This window comes from Litorilinea aerophila (genome assembly GCF_006569185.2).
GTDB classification, from domain to species: Bacteria; Chloroflexota; Anaerolineae; order Caldilineales; family Caldilineaceae; genus Litorilinea; species Litorilinea aerophila.
Window position 1 is genome coordinate 1 of the sequence record NZ_VIGC02000062.1, and the last position, 5,360, is coordinate 5,360.

The following is a 5,360-nucleotide window of genomic DNA, read 5'->3' on the forward strand; positions in this document are numbered from 1 at the left end:
ATGGCGATGCGCTGCTTCTGGCCGCCGGAGAGGGTCACGCCCCGCTCGCCCACGTAGGTATCGTACCCCCGTTCCATCTCCATGATGAAGTCGTGGGCCTGGGCCGCCCGGGCCGCCTCCACGATCTCTTCCTCGCTGGCGTCGGGCCGTCCGAAGGCGATGTTCTCCCGGATGGTGGCCGCGAAGAGGGTGGTCTCCTGGAGGACGATGCCGATCTGGGCCCGCAGGGAGTGCAGGGTCACCCGACGCAGGTCGTAGCCGTCGATGGTGATTTGCCCCTCGGTGGGGTCGTAGAAGCGGGGGATCAGGTTAATGATGGACGATTTGCCCGAGCCGGTGGCGCCCAGCAGGGCGATGACCTGACCTGGCAGGGCCTCGAAGGTGATGTCCTTGAGCACTGAATGGCGGCGCACATAGGCGAAGGAGACATGCTCAAAGCGGACGTGACCCCGGATGGGCGGCAGGGGCACCGCGTCGGGCGCGTCCCGCACCTCCGACGGCGTGTCCAGGATTTCGAAGATGCGTTCGCCGGAGGCCACGGCCATGGCCAGCGCCGGGATGATCATCCCCAGGCGCCGGACCGGCGGCACCAGCTGGCCCAGGTAGGTGGAGAAGGCGACCAGCTCGCCCAGGGTGAGCTGCCCCCGGATCACCAGCAGGCCGCCGTACCAGATGATGACCACCGTCCCCACGTTGGCAATCAAATCCAGCATGGGCACGTTCCAGGAGCGCAGGCGGGCAGCGTGGGCAGAGAGCTGGAACCAGCGGTCATTCTCGGCGTCGAAGCGGGCGTTTTCGTGATCCTCCTGGGCAAAGGCTTTGACGATACGCGCGCCCCGCAGGTTCTGCTCCAGGCGGGTGGTCAGCACGGCCAGCTGCTGCTGAATGGCCAGGGAGAGGGGACGGAACTGGCGCCCGAAGGCGTAGGCCCGGTAGGCCAGGAGGGGGATGGCCGCCAGGCTCATGAGGGCCAGGCTGGGGTTCATGAAGGCCAGCACCACGGCGGTCCCCGTCAGCAGCACCAGGCTGTCCACCAGGCGCAGGACCGCCCGCCCGGTGAGGAAGCGGATCCGCTCCACGTCCTGGACGGCCCGGGAGAGGAGCTGGCCTGTCTCCGTCTGGTCGTGGTAAGCGAAGGAGAGGTCCGCCAGCTTCTCGTGGATCTGGTTGCGCAGGGTGTAGGCCACGCTCTGGGAGACGATCTCCGTCCAGCGTCCCTGGAGAAAAGTCAGCACGCCTTTGACCAGGGTGAGGCCCAGCAGGCCCAGCACGGACCCGGTCAGCAGGTTGAGGTCATGGCCGCCGATGCCCTGGTCCACGATCCAGCGGATGAACTGGGGGATGGTCAGGGCCAGGCCGGTGATGGCCACCATGCAGGCGTAGGCGGCGGCCGTGGTGCGCCAGTGGGGGCGCAGGTAACTGAAACAACGCAAGAGAATGTGCCAGTCCGTCAGCTTCTGAACCCCCTGGGGGGAAGGAATGGGTACACTGTCACCTGGCTGGCTCTTCATGTCACGTCTCTTTCTTCATGCTCCATGCCGACTACCGTCTACCGTCTACTGACTACTGACTACCGAATACAGTAGTCGGTAGACAGTAGTCGGTTGTCAGTAGACGATGGCTGGCTCCCGGGGGGACAGCCCATCGGGGTCGTTGATTTGGGCGCCCGGTGGTGGCGGTACGGGCCCGTGCAGGAGCGGGTCGTCGGTCTCCTCCATCCACCGCTGCAGCCGTGCTTGCAGCTCGCTACGTACCTCCTGCAGGCCGGGCTCGTCCACCAGGTTACAGGTTTCGTTAGGGTCGAAAACCAGATCGTAGAGCTGTTCGGCGGCCACCTCCCGTTCCCGCCAGCCGGCCTGCAGCCAGACGTCCTTGCTGGGGCTGTCGTCGCAATTGGGCAGCACCGGCCGTCGCCGGTCGCCGAAACGGCGGATGTACTTGTAGCGCTGGGTGCGAATGGCCCGCTGGGGCTCGTAGGCGGCGTGGTAGGTGACCTCGGCGAAGATGGCGTCGTGGATCTCCGTCACTTCGCCCCGGATCACGGGCAGGAGCGAATGGCCCTGAAGCCAGGGCGGCGGCTCCAGGCCAATAAGTTCGCACAGGGTCGGGAAGAGGTCGATGTGGGAGACCATGGCGTCGCAGACCTGGCCGCCGGTGAAGCCGCCGGGCCCCCGCAGGATCAGGGAGACGCCGATGCCGTGGTCGGTCAGGTTGCACTTCATGCCCGGGAAGGCCAGCCCGTGGTCGGTGGTGTAGATGACCAGGGTCTCTTGGGCCAGGCCGGCCGCGTCCAGCGCCTCCAGCACCTGTCCCACGCCGTCGTCCAGGGCCCGGGCGCTGGCCTTGTAGGCCGCCATGTCCTGGCGGACGGCCGGTGTGTCGGGCAGCGGCGCCGGCGGCAGGCAGTAGTCCGGGTTGTCCACGGGTTCGGGAAACTCCCGGTGGGTCTCGAAGAAACCCACGTCCAGGAAAAAGGGCTGGGTCGGCCGGCTGCGCAGAAACTCCGCTGCCGCTGGCGCCACATCCTGCGCGTGGCGGCTGGCGGTGGGCAGGATAGTGTCGTAGCCGATGGTGGATGCGTCCCGGGCCACGTGTTGCACGCCGCACAGGATGGAGCGATAGCCGGCCCGGCGCAGGGTGTGGACCAGGTGCTGGCCGTAGTCGTGGAGGGCGAAGCCCCGGTGGGCCAGCCCCAACATGCCGCTGCTGTGGGGCGCCTGGCCGGTCAGCAGGGCGGCCCGGCTGGGCGAGCAGGTGGGCGCGGCGCAAAAGGCCCGGCGAAAGAGCACCCCCTCCTCGGCCAGGCGCTGGAGGTGGGGGGTGGCGACTGCATGGCCGTAGGGCTGAATGTAGCGTCCCGTGTCGTGGGAATGCAGATAGAGGATGTTTGGGGTCGACATTGGGATGGCTTCCTGTGATGGTGGATCGGTGCGTTGCGAAGGGCTCTCTATCCATAAGTCTGTACGTTCCCCCACGGATTGTCAAGTTTTCGCGATTCCTGCCTTCGCTCATGGAGCATACCCCGAGCCGTCCCCGCTGGAGGGTTCCAGATGGACACTGCAGCCCATCTCCTTGCCTGCCCGTGGCGGGCTTGGGCTGTCGCATCAAATTGGCACTTTGGACGTGGCCTTACTATGCAAAAATAGTTCGATGGCGTATAATTCACCCCATGACGAAATCCACGATTGCTCCAACAACTGCCCCCCACGCAGAAACGCCGTTCCGGGAGCTGCTGCGGGACATGGGCGTGGTGGAGACCCACGGCCTGGAACTCTTGCGGCTGGTGCGGATGGTGGCCAACGCCTATGACGCCATCCTGGCCGAGCGGATGCGGGCCACCCAGCTTTCCGCGCCCCGCTGGCGTCTGTTGCTTCGCCTCCTCCTGGAAGAGCGGCGGGGCAACACCGCGGTCAGCCCCACTCAGCTCAGCAAGACCCAGAACGTGAGCAAGAACACCATCAGCGCCCATCTCCGCTCCCTGGAGGAAATGGGCCTCATCGCGCGGGAGGTAGACCCGGACGACCTGCGCCAGTTTCACATTCGCCTGACCCAGGCTGGCCGGGAGCTCATCGAATCTTCCACGCCGGCCTACATGACCTTTTTGAATACCCTGACCGAGGGGCTCTCCCCGGAGGAGGTGGAGGTGCTGCAGGGGCTGCTGCAGCGGCTGTACCTCTCCTTGCAGGAGCATGCGCCCGCCCAGGGAGCCGGGCCGGATCGTCCATGACGTCAGCAGAAGCGCCTCCAAGGAGACGCGGCAAAGGAGACACGTCTATGAACCAACCACTCGAGCGCCAACGGCCGGGCCTGCACTGGGGCCACCTGGTCCGCGCCATCGGGTATCTGAGCCACTATCGAGGCACTGCCGCTTTGGCCATTGGCGCCCTGTTCATCAGCATCGGCGCCCAGCTAATGGTGCCTCAGCTGGTGCAGAACATTCTGGATGCGGTGGTGGGTGGGTTGGCTGCCCGGCAACTGTCGGCCCTGCCTGCCGAAGCCCAAGCCGCAGCCCTGGCCCAGGCCAACTTGAGCGCCGAGCGGCTGAACCAGCTCCTGGTCGCGCCGGAGCAAGGGCTCTACTGGGCTGTGAGCCTGATCCTGGTCTTTGCCGTGGCCCGGGGCGCCTTTGCCTTCACCCAGGCCTTCATGGCGGAAAAACTGAGCCAGGGGGTGGCCTTTGACTTCCGCAACGAACTGTTCGCCAAGATCCAGCGCCTCTCCTTCAGCTATCACGACCGCAACCGCACCGGCCAGCTCATGATCCGGGCCACCGACGACGTGGAAAAGGTGCGCATCTTCATCGGCCAGGGGCTGCTCATGGCCCTTCAGGCCCTGGTGCTCCTGACCGGCGCCCTGGTGATGCTGTTCTGGACCAACTGGCGCCTCACCCTGGTCATCCTGCCCATCCTGCCCATCGCCCTGGTGCTCTTCATGATCTTCGGCGCGGTCAGTCAACCCCTCTTTGCCCAGGTCCAGGCGAAACTCTCCCACCTGAACACCATCCTCCAGGAGAACCTGGCCGGCATCAAGGTGGTCAAGGCCTTTGCCCGGGAAAAGCAGGAGCAGGCCCGTTTTCGGGAAGCAGCCACCGACCTGATGAACCAGCAGATCACCGTGGCCCGGGTCTTCAGCTTCCTCTTCCCGGTCATCTTCCTGGTGGCCAACCTGGGCCAGGCCCTGGTGCTCTACTTTGGCGGCCGCCAGATCCTGGACAGCACCCTGACCCTGGGCGAGTGGCAGAAGTTCAGCCTCTACCTGGTCTATGTCTTCTTTCCCATCGGCCAGTTGGGTTTCATCATCAGCCAGATGAGCCAGGCCAGCGCCAGCGCGGCCCGTATCTTCGAGATCCTGGACGCCCAAAATGAGGTGGCCGACCGGCCCGACGCAGTGGTGTTGCCGCCCATCCAGGGGCGGGTGGAGTTCCGCCACGTCACCTTCCGCTACTTCAGCAGCAGCGAGCCGGTCCTGTCGGACGTGAGCTTCGTGGCCGAGCCGGGGCAGACGGTGGCCCTCCTGGGTGCCACCGGCAGCGGCAAGACCACCATCATCAACCTGATCCCCCGCTTCTACGACGTGAGCGAGGGCCAGGTCCTCATCGACGGCTACGACGTGCGGGATGTGCGCATCGACTCCCTGCGCCGGCAGATCGGCATCGTTCTCCAGGAGACCAATCTCTTCACCGGGACCATCCGGGAGAATATCGCCTTTGGCCGGCCCGACGCCACCGATGAAGAGGTCATCGCCGCGGCCAAGGCCGCCGCGGCCCACGATTTCATCATGTCCTTTCCCCAGGGCTACGACACGCCCGTGGGCGAGCGGGGCACCACCCTCTCCGGCGGCCAGAAGCAGCGCATCGCCAT

4 protein-coding genes are annotated in these 5,360 nt (G+C 65.8%); 2 read left to right on the forward strand and 2 right to left on the reverse strand.

Features of this window, described 5'->3' with window-relative positions; genetic code table 11:
- Both FKZ61_RS23450 and FKZ61_RS23455 read right to left on the reverse strand, forming a co-directional pair.
- A partial coding sequence (locus FKZ61_RS23450; RefSeq protein WP_141612591.1) for an ABC transporter ATP-binding protein occupies window positions 1-1,511 on the reverse strand: 1,511 nt, incomplete at its 3' end.
- A gap of 96 nt (window positions 1,512-1,607) precedes the next feature.
- Entirely contained in the window at window positions 1,608-2,900 is a 1,293-nt protein-coding gene (locus tag FKZ61_RS23455; RefSeq protein ID WP_141612592.1) for a sulfatase family protein, read from the reverse strand.
- Between the two features lie 269 nt (window positions 2,901-3,169).
- Between FKZ61_RS23455 and FKZ61_RS23460 the strand changes: the two genes are divergently transcribed.
- Window positions 3,170-3,727, forward strand: a complete 558-nt coding sequence (locus tag FKZ61_RS23460; RefSeq protein ID WP_170200242.1) for a MarR family winged helix-turn-helix transcriptional regulator — start codon at window positions 3,170-3,172, stop codon at window positions 3,725-3,727.
- A gap of 47 nt (window positions 3,728-3,774) precedes the next feature.
- Window positions 3,775-5,360, forward strand: a 1,586-nt coding sequence (locus FKZ61_RS23465) for an ABC transporter ATP-binding protein (protein WP_141612594.1), incomplete at its 3' end; no start/stop codon positions are given.